This window comes from Paraburkholderia nemoris (assembly GCF_905221015.1).
GTDB classification, from domain to species: Bacteria; Pseudomonadota; Gammaproteobacteria; order Burkholderiales; family Burkholderiaceae; genus Paraburkholderia; species Paraburkholderia nemoris.
Genome location: NZ_CAJNBO010000010.1, coordinates 94,200 through 117,737 on the forward strand (window position 1 = coordinate 94,200; position 23,538 = coordinate 117,737).

At 60.2% G+C, this 23,538-nt stretch carries 22 protein-coding genes; 13 read left to right on the forward strand and 9 right to left on the reverse strand.

Going from position 1 to position 23,538, the window contains the following annotated elements:
- Positions 1-118: 118 nt before the first annotated feature.
- Positions 119-550 (reverse strand): Lrp/AsnC family transcriptional regulator, encoded by a 432-nt coding sequence (locus KHO33_RS17175; RefSeq protein WP_054040707.1) that lies wholly within the window; start codon positions 548-550, stop codon positions 119-121.
- Positions 551-768: 218 nt separating this feature from the next.
- Here KHO33_RS17175 and KHO33_RS17180 point away from each other — a divergent pair, with 218 nt between their 5' ends.
- Entirely contained in the window at positions 769-1,845 is a 1,077-nt protein-coding gene (locus KHO33_RS17180; RefSeq protein WP_200565321.1) for an ornithine cyclodeaminase, read from the forward strand.
- Between the two features lie 70 nt (positions 1,846-1,915).
- The gene (gene ctlX / locus KHO33_RS17185; protein WP_200565322.1) at positions 1,916-2,854 is read left to right on the forward strand and encodes a citrulline utilization hydrolase CtlX; all 939 of its coding nucleotides are present in this window, start codon (positions 1,916-1,918) and stop codon (positions 2,852-2,854) included.
- Positions 2,855-3,006: 152 nt separating this feature from the next.
- Here ctlX and KHO33_RS17190 read toward each other — a convergent pair whose 3' ends face one another.
- From KHO33_RS17190 to KHO33_RS17200, 3 genes are all read right to left on the reverse strand, one after another.
- On the reverse strand, positions 3,007-5,283 hold the full coding sequence (locus tag KHO33_RS17190; protein ID WP_200565323.1) for a hypothetical protein: 2,277 nt from the start codon (positions 5,281-5,283) through the stop codon (positions 3,007-3,009).
- 941 nt (positions 5,284-6,224) lie between these two features.
- Positions 6,225-8,141 carry an SMP-30/gluconolactonase/LRE family protein gene (locus KHO33_RS17195; protein ID WP_200565324.1) on the reverse strand — a complete coding sequence of 639 codons (1,917 nt, stop codon included), beginning with the start codon at positions 8,139-8,141 and terminating at the stop codon, positions 6,225-6,227.
- A 251-nt stretch (positions 8,142-8,392) separates the two neighbouring features.
- Entirely contained in the window at positions 8,393-9,271 is an 879-nt protein-coding gene (locus KHO33_RS17200; RefSeq protein WP_200565325.1) for a LysR family transcriptional regulator, read from the reverse strand.
- 115 nt (positions 9,272-9,386) lie between these two features.
- Between KHO33_RS17200 and KHO33_RS17205 the strand changes: the two genes are divergently transcribed.
- Positions 9,387-10,265 (forward strand): NmrA/HSCARG family protein, encoded by an 879-nt coding sequence (locus tag KHO33_RS17205; RefSeq protein ID WP_200565326.1) that lies wholly within the window; start codon positions 9,387-9,389, stop codon positions 10,263-10,265.
- A gap of 34 nt (positions 10,266-10,299) precedes the next feature.
- On the opposite strand, the gene KHO33_RS17210 is transcribed toward KHO33_RS17205, so the two are convergent.
- Complete coding sequence (locus KHO33_RS17210; RefSeq protein ID WP_093637406.1) at positions 10,300-10,446, reverse strand: DUF3096 domain-containing protein; 147 nt, start codon at positions 10,444-10,446, stop codon at positions 10,300-10,302.
- A gap of 39 nt (positions 10,447-10,485) precedes the next feature.
- The gene (locus KHO33_RS17215; RefSeq protein WP_234475345.1) at positions 10,486-10,911 is read right to left on the reverse strand and encodes a hypothetical protein; all 426 of its coding nucleotides are present in this window, start codon (positions 10,909-10,911) and stop codon (positions 10,486-10,488) included.
- 469 nt (positions 10,912-11,380) lie between these two features.
- Between KHO33_RS17215 and KHO33_RS17220 the strand changes: the two genes are divergently transcribed.
- From KHO33_RS17220 to KHO33_RS17245, 6 genes are all read left to right on the forward strand, one after another.
- Positions 11,381-12,295, forward strand: a complete 915-nt coding sequence (locus tag KHO33_RS17220; RefSeq protein WP_054035493.1) for a LysR family transcriptional regulator — start codon at positions 11,381-11,383, stop codon at positions 12,293-12,295.
- A gap of 113 nt (positions 12,296-12,408) precedes the next feature.
- On the forward strand, positions 12,409-13,599 hold the full coding sequence (locus KHO33_RS17225) for a CaiB/BaiF CoA transferase family protein (RefSeq protein WP_054035494.1): 1,191 nt from the start codon (positions 12,409-12,411) through the stop codon (positions 13,597-13,599).
- A 13-nt stretch (positions 13,600-13,612) separates the two neighbouring features.
- A complete protein-coding gene (locus tag KHO33_RS17230) occupies positions 13,613-14,569 on the forward strand; it encodes a hydroxymethylglutaryl-CoA lyase (protein WP_200565328.1) in 957 nt (318 codons plus the stop codon).
- A gap of 10 nt (positions 14,570-14,579) precedes the next feature.
- Positions 14,580-14,966, forward strand: coding sequence for a VOC family protein (locus KHO33_RS17235; protein WP_054035495.1), 387 nt, complete (start codon positions 14,580-14,582; stop codon positions 14,964-14,966).
- A 102-nt stretch (positions 14,967-15,068) separates the two neighbouring features.
- On the forward strand, positions 15,069-16,016 hold the full coding sequence (locus tag KHO33_RS17240) for a D-2-hydroxyacid dehydrogenase (protein ID WP_200565329.1): 948 nt from the start codon (positions 15,069-15,071) through the stop codon (positions 16,014-16,016).
- A gap of 32 nt (positions 16,017-16,048) precedes the next feature.
- On the forward strand, positions 16,049-17,506 hold the full coding sequence (locus KHO33_RS17245; protein ID WP_054035497.1) for an MFS transporter: 1,458 nt from the start codon (positions 16,049-16,051) through the stop codon (positions 17,504-17,506).
- Between the two features lie 165 nt (positions 17,507-17,671).
- On the opposite strand, the gene KHO33_RS17250 is transcribed toward KHO33_RS17245, so the two are convergent.
- Together KHO33_RS17250 and KHO33_RS17255 are read right to left on the reverse strand one after the other, a co-directional pair.
- Complete coding sequence (locus tag KHO33_RS17250; protein WP_200565330.1) at positions 17,672-19,474, reverse strand: NAD(P)/FAD-dependent oxidoreductase; 1,803 nt, start codon at positions 19,472-19,474, stop codon at positions 17,672-17,674.
- Positions 19,475-19,555: 81 nt separating this feature from the next.
- Complete coding sequence (locus tag KHO33_RS17255) at positions 19,556-20,698, reverse strand: sigma-54-dependent Fis family transcriptional regulator (RefSeq protein WP_200565331.1); 1,143 nt, start codon at positions 20,696-20,698, stop codon at positions 19,556-19,558.
- A 233-nt stretch (positions 20,699-20,931) separates the two neighbouring features.
- Here KHO33_RS17255 and KHO33_RS17260 point away from each other — a divergent pair, with 233 nt between their 5' ends.
- On the forward strand, positions 20,932-21,246 hold the full coding sequence (locus tag KHO33_RS17260; RefSeq protein WP_093637433.1) for a helicase: 315 nt from the start codon (positions 20,932-20,934) through the stop codon (positions 21,244-21,246).
- A gap of 42 nt (positions 21,247-21,288) precedes the next feature.
- Here KHO33_RS17260 and KHO33_RS17265 read toward each other — a convergent pair whose 3' ends face one another.
- The gene (locus KHO33_RS17265) at positions 21,289-22,062 is read right to left on the reverse strand and encodes an MBL fold metallo-hydrolase (RefSeq protein ID WP_054035501.1); all 774 of its coding nucleotides are present in this window, start codon (positions 22,060-22,062) and stop codon (positions 21,289-21,291) included.
- A gap of 268 nt (positions 22,063-22,330) precedes the next feature.
- Here KHO33_RS17265 and KHO33_RS17270 point away from each other — a divergent pair, with 268 nt between their 5' ends.
- From KHO33_RS17270 to KHO33_RS17280, 3 genes are read left to right on the forward strand one after another with little or no spacing between them, the layout of a single operon-like run.
- Positions 22,331-22,906, forward strand: a complete 576-nt coding sequence (locus tag KHO33_RS17270) for an RNA polymerase sigma factor (protein ID WP_200565332.1) — start codon at positions 22,331-22,333, stop codon at positions 22,904-22,906.
- Between the two features lie 12 nt (positions 22,907-22,918).
- Positions 22,919-23,233 (forward strand): hypothetical protein, encoded by a 315-nt coding sequence (locus KHO33_RS17275; protein WP_200565333.1) that lies wholly within the window; start codon positions 22,919-22,921, stop codon positions 23,231-23,233.
- Positions 23,230-23,532, forward strand: a complete 303-nt coding sequence (locus KHO33_RS17280; protein ID WP_200565334.1) for a 4Fe-4S binding protein — start codon at positions 23,230-23,232, stop codon at positions 23,530-23,532. Before KHO33_RS17275 ends, KHO33_RS17280 begins: the two co-directional genes overlap by 4 nt.
- The last annotated feature ends 6 nt before the right edge of the window (positions 23,533-23,538 follow it).

The window sequence follows — 23,538 nt, forward strand, 5'->3', positions numbered from 1 at the left end:
TCTTTGAGATGTTCGCGCTCGGATCTTTCAAACTCACGCCGGGGCTCGTTGCAGGGTGACGCGAATCGCGCCTGAAACCCACATGAAGTCGACAAAGCGCGCGCCCTCTCCCAGCCGCTCACATCTTGTGTGTCGATAGGAAGATGCTGGTCTCGGTGCTCGCGATTCCGTCGATCAAGCGGATCGCACCGAGCACCCGATCGAAGTTCTCCAGCGAGTCCGCCCGCAACTCCGCGACAAGGTCCCACCGGCCATTGGTGCTGTGAATCGTTGCGACATTGGGATGGCCACGTAGCACCTTGAGCACGTCAGCCGCGCGGTTGCCTTCTACAGCAATCGACATAAGCGCCCGAATCCGATGCGCCTCGGCGGCCGGTTTCAGCCGCACCGTATAGCCCACGATCACGCCACTTTCTTCGAGGCGAGTGAGCCGGTTCTGCACCGTTGCACGCGCCACGCGCAGTTGCTTCGCCAGTGTCACCACCGACATGCGTGCGTTGTCACGCAACAGCGAAATGAGCTGCCTGTCGATGTCATCGAGATTGATCATGGTGGTTACCTGAGTGGCGGGCGACGGTGCTCCGCCGTTCGCACGTTACCTGGCGAGGCCTTCATGCGGAACTATACAAAATGCCATTTCAACTGCGCATTTTGCCACCTTGTCTGTGAAATTTGTGAGGTTTGCTGTCTTTTTGTTGGCGCGGGCCAAAGGAATAATTCCGTCATTGCTCCCACACGGGAGCCCACGTGAATCACGGAGACATGACCATGACCCGCTTTCTCGACGTACCCGCCACGTACCGACTCGTCGCCGATATCGGCGTGCCGCGATTCCTGAGCGAACTCGCCGACACCATCCGCGCGGACTATCTTCGATGGCGCGAATTCGACAAGTCGCCGCGCATTGCATGCCACTCCGAGGTAGGCGTCATCGAATTGATGCCGGTCGCCGATTCGAACCTGTTTGCCTTCAAATACGTAAACGGCCATCCGATCAACGCCGAGCGCGGCATTCACACCGTGATGGCGTTCGGTGCGCTCGCATCCGTCGATACCGGCTACCCGTTATTCCTCTCCGAACTCACCCTGACCACGGCCCTGCGCACCGCGGCAACGTCCGCACTCGTCGCACGCAGCCTGGCCCGTCCCAACTCGCGACGCATGGCCTTGATCGGCAACGGTGCGCAAAGCGAATTTCAGGCGATCGCGTTTCACACACTGCTCGGCATCAACGAGATTCGCGTGTTCGATGTCGATGCGCGCGCAACCGATAAACTGGCGCACAATCTTGCCGGGTGGTCAGCCCTGCGTATCGTCCGCGCGACATCGACAGCCGACGCGGTACGCGGCGCCGATATCGTCACGACCGTCACCGCCGACAAAGCCTATGCAACGATCGTCACGCCGGACATGGTCGAGCCCGGTATGCATCTGAACGCAGTCGGCGGCGACTGCCCTGGCAAGACCGAGTTGCATGCGGACGTGCTGCGTATGAGCCGCGTGATTGTCGAATACGAGCCGCAAACGCGCATCGAAGGTGACATCCAGCAACTCCCAGTCGATTCGCCCGTCACCGAACTGTGGCGCGTGCTTGCCGGAGAGGTTGTGGGGCGGGAAAGCGCGGAGCAGGTCACCGTATTCGACTCCGTCGGCTTCGCACTCGAGGACTACTCGGCGCTTCGCTATCTCCACGCACTGGCACAGCGCCACGACGTGGGCATCGATGTCGCGCTGATCCCGTCAGTTAGCGATCCCAAAGACCTGTTTGGTGGCCTGATACAGACAGCAGCCACGCCGGCCGCCTTCACCCCGGCACCCGCTGACTCATTCGCCTTCGCGCGCTGATCGAGCCCGGCATCCGGCCGTTTCGCCTCATCTTTCCGCAACCCCTTTCCGCAACCCGTTAACGAACCCCATGAGCCTTCTGTCGATGCAGGCGCCCGCCGCCGTTGTCATGATTCGCCCCCACCGCTTTCATTCGAATCCGGAAACGGCTGCCGACAACGCCTTCCAGCGTGCCAGCCACGCCCTTAGTTTCACAGAAGCGACAGCGCTCGCTGCGGCAGCACGCGACGAAGTCAGTGCTGCGGCCGCCAGCCTGGAAGCGGCCGGCGTACGCGTTCATGTATTCGACGATTGCGGAAAGAACGAGACACCCGACTCGGTCTTTCCGAACAACTGGTTCTCGACGCATGCGGGCGGCCATGTCGCGCTCTTTCCGATGCACTCGGTCAACCGCCGGCGCGAGCGCAGGCTCGACGTGGTCGAGATGCTCAAGACCGAGTACCGCGTGCAGGACGTGATCGACTATTCCGGGTTGGAGCAAGACGATGTCTTTCTGGAAGGCACGGGCGCCATGGTACTCGACCACGTCACACGCGTTGCGTATACGGCGCGTTCACATCGCGCCGACCCAGTGGCGCTCGAGCGCTTCTGTACGCATTTCAACTTCGAACCGATGTGCTTCGATACCGCCGACGCGAACGGCCGAGCGGTCTACCACACCAACGTCATGATGAGCGTTGCAACCGAATTTGCATTGATCGGGCTGGACCTTATTCGCGACGAAAGACGCCGCGGCGAGGTGCACGCGCGCCTGCGCGAGAGCGGCCGGACTGTTATCGCGCTCACGCACGCCCAGATCGGCAATTTTGCCGGGAATGCACTGGAATTGTCGGGGAAGGATGGCCGCGTTCTTGCGTTATCAGAACGGGCGATGTCGTGCCTGACGGCACAACAGAAAATGCTCATCGAGCGTTCCGCGCAATTGCTGCCGTTGCGCGTGCCGACCATCGAACTGGCTGGCGGCTCAGTGCGCTGCATGCTCGCAGGGATCCACCTGGCTCGGCGGTAAGGCAATCACTATCGTATAGCGTGTGCCGACCTGGTCCGTGCAGATCGTTGCTTTGACAACGGGTTAGGCGTTCAGCTCCTGACCGGAGAACGGCCAGAACGGGTTGATCGACGCGCCGCTGTCACCAGCGGCACGTCGATACGACTCAGGCCTTATTGACCCGTATACCCGACCGGAACAGTCGCATTGGCCTTGGCGACCGTTGCGTTGTTCGAGACGATGTACTGCGGCACCTCGGTGAGCGTCAGCGTGACCACACCGTTGGTATAGGCCAGCGTGCTGGTATTGCCGTAACCATCGATCTTCGTCACATTGCCCGACGTACCGGCCCCATCGACCTGAAGCGAATAGCTCGTCGAATAGGTCTGGCTATAGAGGCCACTGCTCGCAGGCCACTGCGCGTTGCTGTGCGCCCATGCAGCAGTCACCACCTTGCCGTTGCCAAGCTGCTGGAACGCATACGCAAAGGTTCCCGACGGCGTACCCGTAACGCGGCCCAAGGTGTTCGTGCCGTCCAGCACACGCGTCATCGTCGCGAAGGCCATCGCTTCGGGTTTCGGCGAGAGGTTCGATGCACCGTAAGCCCCTTGCGCGTCGTTCAGGTCGAAGAACGAGCCGTATCCCACTTCGCCCGGATAGTCAGCACCATAGAAAAGCGTCGTCAACTGTGCGCCACCGCCAAGCACGATGATGTGCGACCGCACGCCAACCGCAGCGTGGGCGAACAACTGGTTCTGCGACGGCACCGTGGGACCGTAGTTGAGACCCGGATCGTAGCTCGTGCCTGCTTCGGTGAAGAAGAGCTTCATGTTCGGCTTACCCGCCTGCATCACCGAACGCAATTGCTTCATCTGGTTGTCGAGCGCGTTCGCCTGGTTCGCCGGATCCGGATCGGAGTCCTGCAATTCCGGCGGATGAGCCGGATAGGTGCCCGCATTCCAGTAACCGTGCGTCGAGACTGCATCGATGTAATTCCACAGACCGAGCGCACCGAACTTCTGCAGATAGCCGGTGGTGCAGGTGTCGCAATTCGCAGGGAACGGGTTGCCGGTACCCATCACGACGGCATTCGGATCGGTCGAATGAATGCCCTGATACGCGGCCTTGTACATCGCGACGAAGTTCGCGTCGCTATCCGCCCAGCCGAGGCTCGGCTCCCACGTCACCTGGTAATAGTTGCTTTGCTGGTTCGGATAGTTGGCAGCGCGAATCAGGCTCGTATCGGTACCGACCTTGGCCATGAAGCTCTGGAACTCAGGCATGTTCGACGGCGCATAGTAGCTGTCGTTGAATTGGCCCGTCTTCGAATCCCATGCAGGCAGCCCATCGAGACGCACGATGCGCATCTGATCAGGATTCGCCTTATAGAACGGATCGAGGTCGTTCACGTTCGGCGTGTACGTGTTGGGGCCATTGGGTTCCATGGCCGATACCTCACGGTCGTCGATGGTCCACGAGATGCCCAGATCATGCAGCGCGGCGATGTTGCCGTTGAAGCCCTGCATGCCGAAGCGGTGCTGATCCTGATGCGCATACGTTACGGTGCCGAGTGCCGACGTCAGGTTCGGCAACACGCCGAACGTCGCAATACCCACCGGACGCGTACCGGTGTTGGGCAACGTGCCGCCGTTCGAGCGCAACGTCGCCGTCAGCGCGCCGTAGCCTGACCACGTCGACGTACATGGAATCGAGTTGGTTTGCACACCGCTGCTAACCGCAAAACTGCCCTGCGCCTTGATCGCCCCGGTCGAGTCCGCCACGGACCAGACGACCGTATCCGCGCTCGGTGCGTTTGTCGTAATCGCGAGCTTGAACGCTGCGTTGTTCTGGAAAATGCGCATGCCGTCGGTGGTGGGCGTGTCGGCGCTGATCACGCCATTGGCGGTTCCGCCGGCTGTGTGCGTGGGCGTGCCGCACGAGAGGGTCGAACTGGACGGTGACGGAGTTGGAGCGGGCGTCGGAGTTGGCGTGGGTGCCGGAGTCGGAGTCGGAGTCGGCGTCGGTGCCGGAGTTGGCGTTGGTGTCGGAGTTGGCGTTGGAGCCGGCGTCGGAGTTGGCGTCGGCGTCGGAGTTGGTGCCGGAGTTGGCGTCGGAGCCGGCGTTGGGCTCGCGGCAACCGCTCTCACCCAGCATGATTTGCCGTAGCCGAATGCGGGATCTGTCTGCGAGACCGCGCCGACATAGCACCCGACACCGTTGCTAAACGTAGCGGGGGTTGTCAGCATGACCGACGGCGAGGTGGGCGGCACTGCACCGAACACCACCGAGCCTGTTCCGAGGAATTTGCAGGTGCCGTTCTCTTGCGCACACAACTTGTATTGCAGTCCTGCGACGGTGATGGTGCTCGTAGCAGCCTGCGCGTTCTCTGCACCAAACCATGCAAACACCGTTGCTGCCGCAACTCCTAAAAGTTTGAAGTTTCTCGTCATTGTCCGTATGTATCGCTAAAAAGCAGGTTGTCCCCGAGGATTGAGCAAGATCGATCTAAGCCGTCCCGCTTTGGCGTTCTTTGAGTACTGAGAGAGTTGAAGCGGCGAACGCGATGATCGCGTTCATTGCTGATGAAACTGGCGCTTCCGATGTGCCGGTAGCCGCCGGTAGATGCCGTTACGCATTCGAACGCACACTGAACGCCGCCTGGCGGCAGTGCACTCAGCATCTTGATGCTGTCACCCATCAACAGAAAATAATTACGTCATCCTTACTATTGAACAAGAATGTTTGCGCGATGAAGTTCTATCAGTGATCGACGGCGAACCCGGCGTCCTCGATGTCGGTCGAGGCAAATCCAGGGCGTGACAAGGCCCGTCCGGAACCTAAAACTAATTAGGTTTCGAGCCCAATTCCCGATAAGGAAAATCTGTGAAAACCGCTGACAGGTAGCGTTAAAGTCGCTCGACTCGTTCGCAACCCATTCGTATGAGAGACGCTGGTCCAGCGCCGCGAAACTGCCTACCCACGCAAGCTTTACTTGACCGATGCCGTTCCCGGCGCGTGCCCGGAATTACTTACAGCCAGTGTATTGGCAGACGAATTATAAACGTTTCATCTGTGTAACGTGGGCACGACCAGGGACGATAAGTAGTAGTTCAAAGAATCTTATGGGAAACGCTCCCGACGGTTTTCCAAAGCAGAGGAAACGGAAAATCTCTGCCTCACCGGAGGCGGAAAACGCAGGTCTTTGACTTTCTCTCGAAGAAAAATAAATCGACCGAAGCAACGAACAACGCGGCTCTTTTTTATATTATTAATACCAATACATCCGCGTACCAAATGCATGGACAGAGAGAACTGAACGATGCGAATTCGGCGAAACGTGGACCGAGCACCGCATCTTTTCTCGTCTGATCATAGCCTCGAAGTAAACCAATTAAGGCGTCCAGCGATAAACAACAATGCTGGAACCGTTGTAGTTGTCTTTCGTGATCACGTACTCGCCAGCCGATCTGAGGTATGCCCTAAGGCCATACATCGAATCCACGTCGTTGCCTACATCCACCGTGCCCGCACTCGAGTTGATCAATGTGGTATCGAGGTTACCCGTGGTGAGATTGAAGGCGTCGATGTTGGGCACCGTATGCACATAGCCGACGAAAAGATAATTCCCGACGGCTGTGATCGACTTCGGGTTGGCGCTGGTGAGATTGATTACCAGATTGGGCTTCGTGGTGTTGCCCGCGCTCCAGCCGTGATACACCTCGATCCTCGATTGAATCGCCGTCCAGTCCCAGCTCCCGGCGATGCCTTGCGCGAGAATCATGGTGTCGCTCTCCGGCAGATAGATGATGCGTGTCAACGGCCGGATGCTCTGCGGAATCGAGATGGCGATGCCGGGTCCCCATGTCGGTTTGCCGCTGCCATCGAAGCTGACTAGCGGGTAGTGATAGATGTGATTCGTTCTGTCCAGACCGGCCCATATGTCTCCCCTGCTATCGATGCAGAATCCGCCGGTGATCTGTCGCGTCGTATTGAACGCAGTGCCTGGAATCGACGCATCCGGAATCGCGATATAGCCGCTCGCCGCATTGAAATGGTAGAAGTAAAAGATGCCCGGGTTCTGACCGGACGCAACGAGGATCCGGTTTCCACCCACGCTAACGAGTTGACCGAAATGCTCGTCGCGCTGCGTATCGTTCATGTTGAGACGTGGATCGGACGGATAGCTGAACGGGTCGACGGTATTCGCGACGAAGGTGCCACCCGCGGTGCCGGTGTAAATGTTGGTGCCACCATAGAAGTAGGCGCCGTCCGTAACCGGGTCTGGTGCTGCGACCGCCTCGAAGTTGAGGGACTGAAGTTTCCATTGCAGATTGCCGGCACTGTCATACGCGTGAATGTCGGTGCCGCCGTTGCGGCCGAGGTCCCAGCCACCACCCCACGGGTTGTTGAGCACATACAGATTGCCGGCAGCGTCTTTGCCGATGCCGACAACGCGGGTGAAGCGCTTGTCGCCAACCTGGCCTTTGATGCCTGTGGTGCTGTCGAGATAGCCGCCCTGAATGCCGAACGTGCCGACCAGAGTCGGCGTACCCGAGATGTTGTAGAGCTTGATATTCATGTCGGGGCCCTGGTCGCCGACCATGAGCTGTCCTGATGACGCGTCGAAATACAGCGCGGACGGTCGTGACGTCGTGGGCATCTGGATCGTGTTCAGCGGAGCGCCGGCCGGACTGAACTCGAGGATCGTGGCGGCGCTTTGCTGCGCTACCCAGAGATTTCCCGCGCCATCCAAAGCGAGTGCGCCGGGACCGGAGACGGTGATGTCCTGCTGCCACACACCGTCGGTGGTGTAGACCCGGACGCGATTGCCTTGGAAATCACTCGCATAGAGAAGAGACCCGGTTGTTGCAAGTCCGGTGATGACATCGGCCTGCTTGACGGCGTTCCAGGCACTCACGGGGATAAGGAGATCGCGCTTCTGAGTCGCGCGGTTGTATCGCCCTACCGCCCCGCTGCCATACACTCTGCTGAACTGCAACGCAGCGAAGATCGATGTGGCATTCCCCGTGATAGCCCCACCCTGAAACTCGCTGTTGATCCCGATAGAACCGATGCTTTTGCCATTCTGGTAGATCGCGACGCCGCCCTCGTTTTCATCCCATAGGGAAGCCGTATAGATCACGCCTTCGGGCGCGACCCACATCGAACGTGCAGCGTTGCCCACGTGCGCGGCAAGCGTTCCGAATGTGTTTGCCAGCCAGTCGGTGGTGTATTGCGCCTGACACGCCGGCGCAAGCACGGTGATCAGTGCGCCAAGCAGGGCAGCACGAATTCGTTTCTTAAGCATGAGCGATGCTCTCCTGACGGCTGTCCCTCGACAACATAAATCACCGTAAATCATCGAGTGAAACGTGAGAAATTCAGCAAGCATATTTATTGCCGGCTGTTCGCAAATTCGCGAGTATCGCTCAAGTTTTTGTCATTAAGGATCGCATACGCATAAGACCAGCAAGCATGACTAAAACGGAAGAACAATGTACGTGGCACTGGCGTGCCTAATGAGTTTCTACGCCGTTCGCCCTGTTGAAGGAGCAGCCGTCAGAACCTGACTGAGTCGGGTTTCAGCATGTCCATAAACGCGCGCACCTTCGCGCTCAGCAAACGGCGCGAACTATAAAGCGCCCAGATTTCCACGGGCGGCCCCGCCTCTGCGCCCCAGCAAACCAGCCGCCCCGTCGCCACATCCTGTTCGACCAGCAAGCGCGGCAGGAGCGCGGCGCCCACACCCTGCAGGACGGCCTCGCGCACCATCAGCAGCGATGACATCCGCAACACCGGCATCGGCTTGATGACCCTCACGCCGCCTTCCGTGCGCATGGTCCAGAGCAGGTCGGCATGCGCCGCTATCGACACGACCGCCGGCACCTGCAACTCGTCGGCTTCGCCTGCGGGCATCGACGGTATCGACAAAGTCGGCGCAGCGACCACGAGGCGCTCGTCACCGAGAATGCGCCGCCCGACGAGCTGCTCGTCACGCGGTGGATTGATACGGATCACCAGGTCGTAACCGTCCTCTACCGGATCCGCGACGCGGTCTTCCGCGATGATTTCGAGTTCGACCTGCGGATAGGCCAGCGCAAAGCGCGCAGCGATCTGACAGAGCAAGACATGCGCGAACACGACCGGCGCGCTGATGCGCAGGCGCCCGCGCGGCACCGGCGCACGCGACGCGACCGCTTCACCCGCCTCCTGAATCTCCGTCATGAGCCCCCGCGTGCGCTCGTGGAGTGCGAGACCTTCCTCGGTCAGACGCAGCCTGCGTGCGCCCCGCTCGAGCAGCCGCACGCCGAGGTCTTCTTCCAGCTCGGCCACGCGCCGCGACAGTGTCGCCTTGGGGCGATCGAGAGCGCGACTGGCCGGCCCAAAGCCGCCATGCAGTGCGACGGCGTTGAAATCCGCCAGCGACGTCAAATCCATAATCGTTCCATTTGTGAGACGAGATGTCTTGATTCTGGCACTTTCGGCCATCCAATGGAACGACTATTGTTCGTCTCACGGACTAACCCAGTCCATTCAACCCCAGGAGAAAATCATGGCAATCCTCGTAACTGGCAGCACAGGCGTGATCGGCAAGCAGGTTCTCGATCATCTGAACGGTAGCGGCATCGAAGTGCGGGCACTGACCCGCTCGCCGGAAAAAGCGCAATTCCCCGCTGGCGTCACCGCGGTCAAGGGCGACCTGTCCGACCTCGACGCAATGCGGCGCGCATTGAACGGTGTCAGCACGGTGTTCGTGCTGGCCCCCAACGCCGCGGACGAACTGACACAGGCGCTGCAGACGCTGAGCATCGCGCGGGAGGCCGGTGTGAAAGGCATTGTTTATCTGTCGGTTTTCAAGGGCGCGGAGTATGTCGACGTGCCTCACTTCACCGGCAAGCACACGGTCGAGCGCATGATCGAACATTGCGACTTGCCGGCGACGGTGCTGCGCCCCGCCTATTTCATCCAGAACGACGTCAGGCAGAAAGACCCGCTACTGACGCACGGTGTCTACGGCATGCCGATTGGCGGCAAAGGGATTTCCATGGTCGATGTCCGCGATATTGGCGAAACCGCGGCACGCGAACTCCTGCGCCGCGAGCGCGCCGCCAATCCGCTGCCGCGTGAAACGTACGAACTCGTCGGTCCTGACGCGTTGACTTCGGAAAGCATCGCGGCGATCTGGGCCGAGACGCTGGGACGTCCGGTCCGCTACGGCGGCGACGATCTCGATACCCTCGAACAACGTCTCAAGGCGGTCGCGCCGGGTTGGCTCGCCTACGATATGCGCCTGATGATGCGCCGGTATCAACAGGACGGCGCAGTCGCTTCGAAAGCGGAAGTCGATCGTCTGGCTGCGCTGCTCGGGCGGCAGCCGCGATCGTACCGGGACTTCGCAGTTGCCACGGCCGCTGCGTGGGCGAAGGGCTGATCGAAAAGGCTGGGGAAAAAAGAAGGATGCACGTTCAACGAATGTGACTTCCGAACAGCCCCAGCAGTCCAATCACGATCAGATAGATCGCGACGATGTAGTTCAAGAGGCGTGGCACGACAAGAATCAGAATGCCGGCGATCAATGAAACCAGCGGACCGGCATTGGTGAGCATATGCATGATTGTCTCCTCGTTCTTCGTGCGCACGCAGCACAGCCGTCAATGCCCATTGCAGAACACGGCTGTGAGAAAAAGTGGCACGACATCGCGAATGGCCGCGTCGCTGCCGGCCCGTCGTACGCTTGCCTCAACCGCCGCGGCAGAGCCGGTCACGACAACCCCGTACGTCGGGGGCGTAACCGGTTGGCCGGTGCCTTGTTTGAAGATGGGATCGTTTTGCTCATACCCGAAGACGGCATAGACATGAAAGCCGAATGCCGTCAGGTCGCTGCCGCGCGTGGGACGAAATGCGTTGACCGAGTTCGCTTCAATGCGCATTGGCTTGGCATCGATCGACTGCTCGTCCAGAAGCGGCGCGATGAAATCATGCGGACTCGACTGGCAGTCCAGTTTTGCATCGAGCGCATAGGCATTGCAAACGGCTGCAGAGAATCCCACGCCCAATGACGGAATGGCGATCAGCATGCGGAGAACGGACAGTTTCATCGTAGTAGCGCGATCGTTCTGCTGGATTGCCCGCAAAGCCCGAGGACATGAGGCAGCAGATCGTTGAGATCCCAGAATCGTACGGCTGACCCGGCAAGTCTGTACGGTGACGCTCAGATCAGTCAATGCAGAAACGCACTGCACACGGTGTTCCGTATGCCCCGACTCCACGTATCGTTTACTGGAGCAGATAATAAATCACAACGAAAATCCGCATACGCCTGCACAACAACTGTGCAAGTCGAAACGCGCGCGGGTAAAGGCTGTCGCGCCGGATTAAATCCGCTGCGAAGCGCCTCCCCTATCGCAGCGTCCAGCAACGTCCAGCACTGCCCAGACCGGCGGCGCCCCGCTCCCTGCTATGCTTCACACGAAGTCAGCCCGCCATGCCGGGCCAGCACCCGACGCGCGGGGCTTCGACTTCCAGTCGCGCCAACGCCATACACCCATGACCAGCTCCTCACACTACGACCTGCAATCGCTGCGCCTTTTCATCGTCGTAGCAGAACTCGGCAGCCTGACAAAAGCGGCTGAGCGCACCTGCATGACGTTGTCAGCAGTCAGCAAGCGCATGGCCGACCTGGAGCGCAGCATCGATTGCACGCTCATGCTACGGCAGCCGCGCGGCATCGAGCTGACCGCCGCAGGCAAGGGTCTGCTCGCGCATGCCCGGCAAGTCGCCGACCGCGTGAACCGCATGGCCAACGAGATGAGCGACTACGCCGCCGGCGTGCGCGGCCACGTGCGAGTCTGGGCCAACACATCGTCGGTCATCCAGTTCCTGCCTCACGACGTGCAGGCGTTTCTCTCCGACAACCCCAGCGTGAAGATATCGCTCGAGGAGCGCTTGAGCGACGAAATCGTCGCGGCGATCCGCAGCGGCACCGCCGACATCGGCATCTTTGCGGACAACGTGCTGGCGCCAGGTATCGAGAAGACCGCCTATCGTCAGGACAAGCTCGTTCTGCTGGTGCCGAAAGACCATCCCCTCGCGTCCCTCGAAGAAGTCGCTTTCGCCGATACGCTCGACTTCGAGTACGTCGGCCTGAACGAAGGCAGTTCACTGCTCGCCCGGCTGCTCGATGCCGCATTCAGCGCAGACCGGGCCCTCAAGCTCCGCATCCAGGTGCACAGCTTCGACGGTATCTGCCGGATGATCGAGCACGGGCTCGGCATCGGCGTATTGCCCGAGGGCGCCGTACGCACCGAAATTCTCGCGACAGGCCTGCGCGCCGTGAACCTCACCGACGCATGGGCGCATCGCACCTTGTGGATCGGCACGCTGTCGCGCGAAACTCTGTCGCCCGAAGCGCTGCGTCTCCTCGACTTCATGTCCGGCCGAACAGATAGCACCGACGGTTAAGCTCGCCGACCCTTTCCAGAACGGAAAGGGTCGTTGAGAATCCATTGATTTTCAGCACGCGCAGGTTGTCGCAAAGTGAGCGTCAAGAGAACGACGTTTGCAAGGAGACAACCATGACGAAGCCGCTGGAAGGCGTTCGCGTGCTTGAAATGGGCCAGCTCATCGCCGGTCCCTTCGCTGGAAAAATGCTCGCCGAGTTCGGCGCGCATGTCATCAAGATCGAACCACCCGGCACGGGCGACCCGCTGCGCAAATGGCGTCTGCTGCATGACGGCACGTCCGTCTGGTGGGCGGCGCAATCGCGCAACAAGGAATCCATCACGCTCGATCTCCGCTCGCCCGAAGGTCAGGACGTGGTTCGCCAACTGGTCGCGCAAAGCGATGTGCTGATCGAAAACTTTCGTCCCGGCACGCTCGAGAAATGGGGCCTCGGCTGGGAAGAACTGCATGCGCTGAATCCGGGCCTCGTGATGCTGCGCGTGTCCGGCTACGGGCAGACCGGTCCCTACCGCGACCGGCCCGGCTTCGGCGTCATCGGCGAAGCGATGGGCGGCTTGCGGCATCTGAGCGGCGAAACCGACCGCACACCCGTGCGCGTGGGTATCTCCATCGGCGACTCCCTCTCGGCTTTGCATGGCGTGATCGGCATCCTGCTCGCACTGCGCCATCGCGATCAGAACGGCGGTGCGGGCCAGATGATCGACGTCGCGCTCTACGAGTCGGTCTTCAACATGATGGAAAGCCTGCTGCCCGAGTACTCCGCGTTCGGCGCCGTGCGCCAACCGGCAGGCAGCAGCTTGCCTGGGATCGCGCCGTCGAATGCGTATCGCTGCAGCGACGGTAAATATGCGCTGATCGCAGGCAATGGCGACAGCATCTTCCGGCGTCTGATGGAACTGATCGGCCGTCAGGATCTGGCCGACGATCCCGCACTCGCTCAAAACGACGGCCGCGTAAAGAACGTCGAGCGGCTGGACGCCGCGATCGCCGAATGGACCCTTCACCACACGCTCGATGACGTGCTCGCTGCTCTCAATGAAGCGCGCATTCCCGCAGGAAAAATCTACGACGTCGCCGACATTGCGAGCGACCCACATTACCACGCACGCGACATGATTCTCGACGGCCAGCTCCCGGACGGCACGCCGGTGCAACTGCCCGGCATCGTCCCGAAGCTGAGCGCGACGCCCGGTACGGTGAACACCCAGGCGCCCACGCTCGGCCAGCACACCGACGAGGTGCTGGAAAACCTCGGCATCGACACGACGACCCGCGACGCCTGGCGCGCACGCGGCATCATCTGAACAGGAGCACCGCATGAGCAGCAAGCGTCTGTATATCCAGGAAGTCGCCACCCGCGACGGCTTCCAGAACGAGGCCCGTTTCGTCGACACCGACGCCAAGATCGAACTGATCGATCGTCTGAGCGCGTGCGGGTACGCCAAGATCGAAGTGACCTCGTTCACCTCGCCGAAAGCGATTCCCGCCCTGCGTGACGCCGAAGCGGTGATGCAACGGATCGCGCGACGTGAAGGCATCGTCTACACCGTGCTCGTTCCGAATCTGCGCGGCGCAGAGCGCGCGCTGTCGAGCGGCGTCGATGAAGTCAATCTCGTGATGTCGGTCAGCGAGAGTCACAACCGCGCGAACTTGCGCATGAGCCGCGAGCAATCGTTCGCACAATTGCGTGACGTGATCGGCGTGGTCAGGCAAACGAAGGTCGCGATTAACGTGTCGCTATCCACCGCGATGGGCTGCCCCATGGAAGGCGATATCGACCAGGCTGAAGTGCTCGACTGGATGCAGCGCTTCGCCGATCTCGGTGTGCACGGCGTAACGTTGTGCGACACCACCGGCATGGCTTACCCGTCGCAGGTCGGCGCGCTGTGCGCCGCCGCGCGCGGGCGCTTCGCCGCGCTCGAACTCACGCTGCATTTTCATAACACGCGCGGCATGGCGCTCGCCAACACGCTCGCCGCGCTGGATGCCGGCATCGACCGCTTCGACGCGTCGCTCGGCGGACTCGGCGGATGTCCTTACGCGCCCGGCGCAACGGGCAACGTCTGCACCGAAGAACTGGTGCACATGCTTGAACTCGACGGCTACGACACCGGCGTGGACCTCGCCGCCGTGCTGTCCGCATCCGCCCTACTTCCTGGACTGATCGGCCACGACGCGCCGAGTCAGTTGCTAAAAGCCGGACGGCGCCTGGACCTGCACTCGATGCCTTGCAGCGCGGCTGACGGTCTGCCGGAACAACACGCATTTTCATAAGGAGCAGGACGTGGCACTCATCGACCACCTCGATCACCTCGTACTCACCTGCGTCGACTTCGCTGCAACGAAGCGGTTCTACACCGAGGTCATGCAGATGCAACTCGAGACGTTTGGCGAAGGACGTATTGCATTTCGCTTTGGCAATCAGAAGATCAACGTCCACGTGCGTGGCGCCGAATTCGAGCCGAAGGCCCATGTTCCCGTACCGGGCGCGCTCGACCTGTGCTTCATCGCCACCGTGCCACTCGACGAAGTGATCTCGCATCTCGCCCGTTGCGAATGGCCGATTGTCGAAGGTCCAGTGATGCGCACCGGCGCTACGCAGAAGATTCGTTCCGTATATGTGCGAGACCCCGATCTAAATCTGATCGAGATTTCCGAACTGATGGGCTGATGGAATGACACCCTGCTATCCACGATCCGGCGATCTTCACGTGCCGTTCAGCGAACTGAACAGCGTGACTTTGCGGCCCACGCTGCCCAAGGCGGGGGGTCAATGAACATCGTCCTGCTCGACAGCGGCACGTTGCCCACGCCGCTCACCGCGCCGACCTGGGCGAGCGAATGGTCCGTTCGTCAGGCCACGCGCGCCGCTGACGTGGTCCATGCACTCGAAGATGCCACCATTGCGATCACGAACAAAGTGCCCATCCGTTCGGCCGATCTGCAACGTCTGCCGAAACTCCGCTTTATCTGCGTCGCCGCGACGGGTTTCGATTGCATCGATATCGATGCCTGCCGCGAGTCCGGCGTGATCGTGTCCAACGTGCCGGGCTATTCGGCGCAGAGTGTCTCCGAGTGGGCGCTCGCGTCGATCTTCGCGTTGCGGCGCAAGCTGTTCGCTTATCGTGAAGCCGCTCGCATCGCCTGGCCCGGGTCGCCGCATTTCTGCGTGCACGATGCGCCGATTCTCGACATCGCCGGTTCGACGCTCGGCATTGTCGGGCGCGGTGCGATCGGCAATGCGCTTGGACGGCTGGCTCGCGCGGTCGGCATCAACGTAATGTTTGCGGAGCATCGCGGACGGCCGACGGTTCGCGAAGGCTTCACACCATTCGACGACGTGGTGCAGTCCGCCGACGTTCTCTCGCTCCACTGCCCGCTTACCGAATCGACTCGCAATCTCATCGACGCGCCCACGCTTCGCGCCATGAAACGCGGCGCGCTGCTCGTGAACAGCGCCCGCGGAGGTCTTGTCGATTCCGCGGCGCTGGTCGAGGCGCTGATGAGCGGCCACCTCGGCGGCGCCGCGCTCGACGTACTCCCGCAGGAACCGCCCGATCCGCATGAGCCGCTGCTCGCCTGTGCGCATCCCAACCTTATCGTCACCCCGCACATTAGCTGGGCGGCGACGCATGCCGCGCACCGCCTCAATGCCGGTATCGAAGCCAATCTCGCTGCGTTCCATACGGGCGCGCCGATCAACGTGGTGAACGGCGCATAAGCCGACCCGAAAGCAAAGAAACGGAGACAAACATGAACACCAGGAATCTGCACGCAGGCGGCAGTGCGACCGCCCATTCGCGCATTGCGCCCCCCGAGCCGAGCGCAGCCGACGATACACACGCCCTTCATGCCAAAGCCACGACCTTGGGCGGCTGGATGGATAACATGCCTGCAGGCTCGCTGCATCGATTTGTGGTGTGGGTGATCGGCATAGGCTTGTTCTTCGACATGTTCGAGATTTTCCTTGTCAGCTCGATCGGCGCGGCGTTGCAGGGGGAATACGGTATCGATAGGCACAGCACGGACTTCAAGCTGCTGCTGGCCTCGGCGTTTATCGGCATGTTCTTCGGTGCATTTTTTCTGGGCAGCATGGCCGACCGCATCGGCCGTCGCAAGGCCTTCCTGTTCAACCTGATCTGGTACAGCGCCTTTTCGCTGATCGGCGCATTCTCGGTCAACGCCGAGATGCTGGTGATCTGCCGCTTCCTCACCGGCATTGGCGTAGGTGCGATCTATCCCGTTGCTGATAGTTTTTTGTCCGAGATTCTGCCCAAGGAACGTCGCGGGAGAATGGCCGCGTGGGCATACACGACCTCCTATATCGCCGTGCCACTGGTTGGATTCCTGGCGCTTTGGCTCAATCCTCTTCACTTTGGCGCCGTGGCCGGCTGGCGCGTTATTCTGGTGATCGGCAGCCTGGGCGCGGTACTGGTTCTGCTTGTGCAACATAAGTTGCCCGAAAGCCCGCGCTGGCTACTGGCGCAGGGTCGCGTCGAAGAAGCTCATGCCATGCTTCGGCGCTTTGCCGCCAGCGCCGGCGTGACGGTGTCGGTCATCTCACCCGAAACCACCGTCAAGCGCAATCCCATGACGTTGGGTGAGCGCATTGCCTTGCTGCGCCGCGCTCCCTATGACAAGCGCTACCTGATGTTGACCATCTTCCATCTGCTTCAGGGATTTGGTTACTATGGTTTCGGCACGCTCGCCAGCACCGTGGTGAAAAGCCGTGGCTTTGACGTGACGGACGGCACGCTTTTTATCGCTCTGTCGTTTCTCGGCTACCCGGTCGGATCGTTGCTTTCGATTCCGCTGCTCAACTGGATAGAACGCCGCACACTGGTGATCGGCGCCATATTGTCCATTGCAGTTTTTGGTCTGGGCTTTGCCTATTCCAACAGCTCAGCGCTGATCGTTCTCTTTGGTGTGTTGACAACATGTGCGTCGAACGTGTTCAGCAACGCGTATCACGTCTACCAGTCTGAGATCTTTCCGGCCAGCGTGCGCTCAACCGCCATCGGCAGTACTTACTCGTTATCCCGCATCGTGAGTGGCATGCTGCCTTTCGTATTGCTCCCCGTGTTGAACCAGCAAGGAGCAGGCGCTATGTTCGGCATCATCGCCGCTGCGCTGATCGTCGTGGCTATCACGGTGCGAGTCTTTGGACCTCGCACTACACGACGCAGCCAGGACGAAATCAATCCGGCTTAAGCCGTTCAGCGTGTTTCTCGCGTGCTCGGCGCGTACTGCTTCATTCCGGAAGGCGGCGCGTCGATTAACATCACCGGCAACGATATTGCATCGATGCGCGTCGCCCCCATCTGGCCGTCTTAACACTGGGCCGTAAGGAGCGCGCGCATCGACCACACACCTACGTCAGGAAAGGTGATGCACTTCCTGCAGGCCATAAACCGGCGTCGCAATTCCCTCCATGCGCGCCTTCAATTGCAGCGATAAATACTGGGAGTAGTGGCGCGACTGATGCAGGTTGCCGCCATGAAACCACAAGGCAGGCTGCTGCGTGGGCTTCCACATATTGCGTTGCTCGCCTTCCCACGGCCCCGGGTCTTTTGTCGTATTCGAACCCAGCCCCCACACCTTGCCCACTTTATCCGCCACTTCACGCGAGATGAGGTCGGCGGCCCAGCCGTTCATCGATCCGTAACCGGTTGCATAGACGACGAGATCCGCCTCCAGCTCAGTGCCGTCGCTTAGCAGGACAGAGTGCTCTTTCAGTTCGACCACATCGACACCACTCTTCAACTTGATCTTGCCGTCCGCTACAAGATCGGCGGCGCCCACATCAATGTAGTAACCCGACCCGCGCCGGAGATATTTCATGAAGAGCCCCGAGTCGTCATCCCCGAAGTCGAGCATGAAACCGCGCTTTTCCAGACGCTGGTAGAACTCCGCGTCGCGCTCTCTGATCGCATCGCATACGGGTTTTTGAAACGTGTGCAGGATCTTGTACGGGATCGATGCAAACGTCAGATCAGCCTTCGACGTCGTCATGCCTGACGCCACAGCGCGCTCGGAATAGAGATCACCAAGAGCAAGTTCCATCAGCGAATCTGACTTCACGATATGCGTGGACGACCGCTGAACCATCGTGACGTCGACGCCCGCCTCCCACAACGCCGCGCAAATATCATGCGCCGAATTGTTCGCGCCGATCACAACCACTTTCTTGCCCTTGTACGCATCGGGTCCAGGATGTTTCGACGAGTGATGCTGCTCGCCCTTGAACACATCCATGCCTTTGAACGAGGGAATATTCGGCTTACCCGACATGCCCGTCGCAAGCACAAGCTGCTTGGGCCGCAGCGTCAGCGTTTCGCCGTCGTGCTCGACCTCGACCACCCATTCCGCCTTCGCTTCGTCATAGCGGGCGGACTTGCAAGTAGTCGATCCCCAATAGTTCAACTCCATGACCTTGGTGTACATCTCGAGCCAGTCGCCGATCTTGTCCTTGGGCGTGAAAACCGGCCAGTTATCCGGGAACGGCAAATAAGGCATATGGTCGTACCACACCGGATCATGCAGACACAGTGACTTGTAACGGTTACGCCACTGGTCGCCAGGACGGGGATTCTTATCGACGATGATCGTCGGCACACCCAGTTGCCGCAGACGCGCGCCCAATCCAATTCCACCCTGCCCTCCACCCACAATCAAACAGTACGGCTGCTCCGCTCGACCCAGCTTCTGCGCTTCGGCTTCCCGACGTTCCTTCCAACTGGTTCGGTCCATACGTGCGCCATGTTCCGCACCCATCGGCCGACGATTGCCTTTGGGTTCTTCATGGCCCTTCAGCTCGCCCATGGTGGTCAGCAAAGTCCAGATCAGGCCATCCTTCACGCGGATAAAACCGCTGCCGCGGGCAACTTCCGTTTCGAAGGTGATCCACGCCTGGGCCAAACCGTCGGCTTCGGTGGGTACTTCATTTTCGGCGATCCGCAGCCTGGTCGGCTTGACGGCGCCGAGTTGCGCGTCGAGCATGGCGCCGATCTGGTCCCGGCCCTCCATGGTTTTGATATTCCATGTGAACGCAACCAGATCACGCCAATAGCACTCAGGCTGAAACAACGCGACGGCCGCAGCGGTATCACCACGTTTAAGCGTCGCTTCCAGGGATTCCAGAACATTTCCAATAATCTTGCTTGCATTATTTTCAGGCATGGTTGCTCCTCCATTCGATACGGATTGGTGAAACGTCTAAGTAATGCGCGGGTTCTTTGCCCGCTGGATAAGCGTGGACCGCTAGCGCCGGTGAGGCGGGACTATGCCGAACTTCGCGATCCGTCTGTACAGCGTCGCGCGCGAGATGCCCAAAGTTCTGGCTGTCTCGTCCGGATGCCATTTCGCATCCGTCAGGGCGGCGACGATGCGGTCACGCTCAAGGGCGTCGATATCGGTGAGTGCGGCTTGCGCCTGAGGCGCGGGATTGCGAGGCTTCGATACAGGTTGCCGTTGCGCACGAGTGACGGGCGGACGAACGCGGGCATAGAGCGGCGAGCCGTTGCCCGCGAATTTGATCGAAACCATGTCGCGGCCTGGCCTGACATCCAGAAGACGTTCGGCGCGGACATCGAAAAGCTCGGAGACAGGTCGCGGCAGCCGATCGAGTCCAGGCACGCACTCTTTTGCCCGGCGATTCGCCGCGACTGCGTTTCCGTGCGCGTCGAAGGCGATCAGAATTTCCGGCTGTGCTTCCACATAGTGGCGATTGCGGTGCGCCAGCAAAACCCAGTAATGCGTGGTCGCGTTGAGAAAGAAGCTGTCTTCGATCAACACCGCGCTATGACGCACGATGTGGTTGATCAGACGCTGACTTTCGCGTTCGTCAGGCGAGCGAATCGCAGAAGCGTCCAGCACGCCGATCAATTCGCCATCCAGCCCGAAGATGGGCGAGGCGCTGCAAGTCAACGTGGTGAAGGCAGCCCGAAAATGATCGGTCTTATGTACCGTGATCGGTTGCGAATCGAGCAAGACGGTCGCGATGCCGCAGGTTCCCTCTTCCTGCTCGGACCAGCAGGAGCCCAGATACAATCCCGCTCGTTTGAAGTCGTGGCGCCGATCCCGGTCAACGCGATAATCGATCGTCACGCCCTGCGCGTCGGTGAGCATCACGCAGTAGTCCGCCTCGCGTACCGTCTCGTGCAGACGTGAAAGGCATTCCCCCGACGCCCGCAAAACCGATTCTTCCCGATGCTGTACGTCGCGCAGTTCCGGCGCGCTCAGAATCCGCGGCCCCTTTGTCACGCCAGGATCGAGATGATGTTGCTCGAGCGAGCGCCAATACGATGAAGTCAGCCGCGTAGCATCGCCGCCGCGATCAGGCATTCGGCCTTCGATCAATCTGCGGATTCGATCGATGTGTCTCACTTGCGGAACATAGGGCATGAATGTCTCCGGTCTGCTCGGCGCGCATCGTCATTCAGTGGCACGCTTAGGATGACTTTTAACATGCGGGTTCCGGAACAGCACATTGCAGTGCACCATCATTCCGGATGAGACTTTTGTCTCAGTCTTTCTGTTGTTGTGGGGCCTGAGCGCAACTTGACTTCCTGAGCGAGGAAAGCGGGGATGCGTTACGCCCACTGCTAGAATACTTGCCTTTTTCCTTGGAGACGCACATGTCCTGGTTCATCTATGAAGTGCCCGAATACAACGAAGACGGGGCGCGCATCGAACCGTTCAGCGACCTGCGTAGCCGCGTGCTGAAGGTAAGTGGTCAGGCAATGGTCGACGAACTGGAAAGCGTCCGCGAAAACGCCGCGACCACGGCGAACACGCCCGCCCACCCGCTGCGCACGGCGGAAAATCCTCAGGTATTCCCGATCCCGTATGCCGACTCCATGATTCTGGTCGGATTCATATTCGAGCTGAAACGGGAATCCCGGCATCTCGTGGTGTCGCCCGTGGAAATGCCCTGGTTGAAAGACGCGTAAGACGGGTTATTGGGGTTAGAAACTGGTTAGAAACAGACGCGATCAGGTGCGTTTAGCCAGATACGCGTCGACCAACTCGAGCAGTCGTTCCCGCCCAAAGCTGCCGTCGTGCCCGGCGTGAACCACTTGCACGGGCAATTCGCGCAGCCGCTTCATGGTGCGCACATAAGTTGGAATATCCGCGCCACCGATCTCATCCAGTAGCGGGCCGTCGTAAATCGCATCACCCGAGAACAGCGTGCCGGATGCCGCTTCCCATAGGCCAATGCTGCCCGGCGAGTGGCCGGGCAGATGCAGCACCTCAAAATGCCGGTTGCCGAGATCGACGATGTTCCCTTCCTTGACGATCTCCGTGACCGTTGCGGCTCGCACGTGATAGTCGGACATCGAGTAATCGGCGCTGGGAAGCGCCGTGATCAGATCGCCGTCGAACGGATAGCCGACTTCACGATACCGGCGAATAGCCGCCTCGCCCATTACCGATGCCAGCAAGGTGCCTCGCTCGCGTGGCGCGCGCAGGTTGTCTGCTTCCAGTTCGTGCACCAGCGTGTGTTCGAACTCGTGATGTCCGCCGATATGGTCCGAGTGCGTATGCGTCGCGACGGCGGTGACGTTCTTCTGCAGCAGGTGCTTCGCGGCATCCTGAAGACTGGCGATACCCATCCCCGTGTCGATCATCAGATCCCGGTCACGGCCACGCACATGCCAGATATTGCAACGCATCAGCGGGACGACATGAGGTTCCCAAAGCAGCGTGATGTCGTCGCTGATGCGTTTGAGTTCGAACCACCGGTCGGCAATAGGTAAGCTGGTCATGCGGGGCGCTCCACAAGTGAGAGTCGTTACTCTGACACACTCTGCATCAATGAGCGACAGTGGGCGGCATGAGCGCCTCCGTCTCACGTCGCTCCGCCCTTTCTATTCCATGAGTCCGGCCATGTCGAATTTGCAGCACCGGCGCGCCTTGCCGCGCAGCGAACGGCCGATATCACCGTATTCGGACCAAACACTCCCGCCATCGGCGTCGCAACGCCTTTTTTTCCGGCGCCGACAATATTCCTGATCCTGAACCGTCTACAGACGTATGGAACCGCCGCGCACCCCAAAATCGATGATCGAACGAGACACGGACATCACTGCAACTGTGTTGCGTGAGCGTACGAAGCTCGGGAATTTCATCCGGCGCCGCGTGCACGACCAGGGCGACGCTGAAGACATTTTGCAGGATGTCTTCCACGAGTTCGTGCAAGCCTACCGTCTCCCTGCGCCGATCGAACAGGCTAGCGCGTGGCTGTTCCGTGTGGCGCGCAACCGCATCATCGACCGCTTTCGCAAGCGCCGCGAGGAACCGCTGGCCGACATGGCCGGCGACCCGGATGACGTCGAGTATCGACTGGATCTCGCCCTCCCGGCAACGGACGCCGGCCCGGAAGCCCTCTATGCAAGGTCGGTGTTGCTGGAAGCGCTGCAAGAGGCGCTCAACGAATTGCCGGCGGATCAGCGCGACGTGTTCGTCGCTCATGAACTGGAAGGGCGCAGCTTCAAGGAGCTCGCAGCCGAAAGCGGCGTCGGCGTGAACACACTATTGGCACGCAAGCGTTACGCGGTTCTGCATCTACGCGTTCGCTTGCAAGCCGTGTATGACGAACTGGATATCTAAAGGAGCAGATAGATGAGATTCAAACTGAGATGCTTCGGCATGGCACTGCTGGTTCTGGTGGGCATCGCCGTGCTGGGATGGATGGTGATGACGCTATGGAATTGGGTGATCCCGGCGTTATTCATCGGTGGCCGTGCGATCGATTTTCCGCACGCGCTTGGCCTGCTGATTCTGAGCCGGATTCTGTTTGGCGGGTTTCGAGGACGCGGCGGTTGTCACGGACGCCGGCATTGGCGCCGGTGGGAACGGATGACGCCCGAGGAGCGCGAAAATTTTCAGAAGAACCTGTCGTCCGTTGACGGCAAGCGTCCAGAGGATCGCGCATGAGCACCGCTTCGACATCCGCCTGCAAACAGGCCCCAGGCGTGATTGCTCCCGTGGTCAATCTGAAACGGTGCGAAGGCAAGGGAGATTGCGCGGTAGTCTGTCCGGAGAATGTTTTCGACATCCGCCGGATCGATACGGCCGACTACCAGCAATTGGGCGCGCTGAACAAGTTCAAGCTGCGCGTGCACGGGATGAAAGTCGCGTACACGCCAAACGCCGATGCGTGCCGGGCGTGCGGCCTGTGCGTGACGGCGTGCCCCAAACGGGCCATTACGTTAGCCAGGATCGGGGTGTCATAACCATAC